General features: G+C 42.6%; 3 protein-coding genes. 1 reads left to right on the top strand and 2 read right to left on the bottom strand.

The window, feature by feature from the left end; genetic code table 11:
- A partial coding sequence (locus BIV59_RS14885) for a tRNA (guanine(46)-N(7))-methyltransferase TrmB (RefSeq protein WP_481747437.1) occupies positions 1-226 on the bottom strand: 226 nt, incomplete at its 3' end.
- Between the two features lie 222 nt (positions 227-448).
- Here BIV59_RS14885 and BIV59_RS14880 point away from each other — a divergent pair.
- Positions 449-727, top strand: a complete 279-nt coding sequence (locus tag BIV59_RS14880; protein WP_071352236.1) for a YtzH-like family protein — start codon at positions 449-451, stop codon at positions 725-727.
- A gap of 9 nt (positions 728-736) precedes the next feature.
- Here BIV59_RS14880 and BIV59_RS14875 read toward each other — a convergent pair whose 3' ends face one another.
- The gene (locus tag BIV59_RS14875; RefSeq protein ID WP_071352235.1) at positions 737-1,510 is read right to left on the bottom strand and encodes a phosphotransferase family protein; all 774 of its coding nucleotides are present in this window, start codon (positions 1,508-1,510) and stop codon (positions 737-739) included.
- Between the last annotated feature and the right edge of the window lie 205 nt (positions 1,511-1,715).

The raw sequence follows: 1,715 nt of genomic DNA, 5'->3' as shown, positions 1-1,715 counted from the left end.
CCAGCACATTCCGGTTTAGCTCTATCCCGATAAAATTCACATCAGGATGCGCCTTTGCCATTCCCGTAATAAAGCGTCCTTTTCCTGTTCCTACCTCTATATAAAGCGGATTATTATTTCCAAATACTTCGTGCCACTTTCCTTTATGGCTTTCTGCCTGCTGAATCATGTATTGAGGAAAATCGTTCATTCTGCTTTCAGCCCAGGGCTTATTTCTTACACGCATGATGACACCCCTATATATTTATTTCGTTCAAACCATACCATGACAGCAGGGCTTTTCGCAAGCATGTTTTTATAATCAGCAAGAATAGAACAACAGATTATAATAGAAACCTGCATCACTAAAAAGACCGCCCGGGAATGGACGGCACACAAAATAATTTCCAGTATAATCTTTTAGGGAGATAAGCACCCTACAGATAAACTCATAAAGGGGGTATCATGCATGCCGCTTTCCCATGAACATCAAGTTTCTCTTTTAAAGGATATATTGAACAATCACCAAAGCGATTGCTGCGGTTCAGTTTCAGAGTGCGAACAGGTCGAACGTCTTGTTAAATCATTGATGGTCAATATGGATGTCCACCAAAATGTAAAAAATGTATTGGAAGAAATATACCGGTACAGCCAGGACGGAATCAACTCCGGCGATCTAGATGAGCATATCACTTCCCATAAAGGACAATTGACTCAATGGGTGGATGATATAGGGGAATATTCGTGACAGCAGGCTTTACAGAATGGTTTTCAGCTTGCTGATAACACGCTCCATTTCTTCCAGGCGATTTTTCGATTTATGCCATTGTATAGAAGCTATTGCCTGTGAAATCACATGCCACTTCATCCGGATTTCAAGCCCTGCATCAAGAGTCATGCCATAGCGTTCCAGCCAGGATTCCCAGTCATCCCTGGGAACATAAGAATAAAGCAGCGTGCCTAAGTCAATGGCTGGGTCGGCTATCATAGCCCCATCCCAGTCGATCAGGTATAGTTCATCTGTTTCCGTATACAGCCAGTTGTTATGGTTAACGTCGCAATGGCAGACGACATTTTCGTCGCATTCTATCAGCAGCAGATGACTGCGCAAAAAATCCATTCCCTGAACAACTTCAGGGATTTTTTTTATTTCATCATCCAAGCTGCATTCAATTTGCGAAAAAATGCTTTCAGGTCTTAGAGGAGATTTGCCCAGCCTTTTAAGCATGCTCAATAAAGGCTTGGACTGATGGATTTTCCGAAGCAGCTTTGCAACCTGCTCTTCATTCATTTCCTGATGGGAAAGCTCCCTTCCGTCTAACCAGTGCTGTGCTGTTATGACGTCCCCATTTTCCAGCCGCCGGGTCCATATCAGCTTGGGCACAATTCCTTCAGCGGACAGAACAGCTAAAAACGGTGAGGAATTGCGTTTAAGAAAAAGCTTTTGTTCATTATTAATAGCAATGAAGGCTTCTCCTGTAGCTCCTCCAGCAGGAAATATATCCCACTCCTGACCTAATAAATGTTCCAAATGGTTCACCTTCAATTTCCTCACTTTATAACCCCTGGTCTTAAAGAAACGGCGGAAGCGCCCCGGTTCACCAAAAAAGGCTGGACGCCTTGCCAAATACAAATATTTATTATAACAAATCAGCTTCTAAAATCGAAATCACACAATCAATCCGATATATGCTCTGCCGAAACAGCAGTGAGCAAAAACAACTTTGGAAACTATG

The organism is Bacillus sp. MUM 13 (genome assembly GCF_001866725.1).
Taxonomy (GTDB): domain Bacteria; phylum Bacillota; class Bacilli; order Bacillales; family DSM-1321; genus Peribacillus.
Note: the sequence above shows the minus strand (reverse complement) of the source record. Positions and strands in the feature narration are given on the sequence as shown.

Bases quoted from the DNA above. Each gene is read 5' to 3' on its own strand.
- BIV59_RS14880 (WP_071352236.1), top strand. From the start codon at position 449: ATGCCGCTTTCCCATGAACATCAAGTTTCTCTTTTAAAGGATATATTG.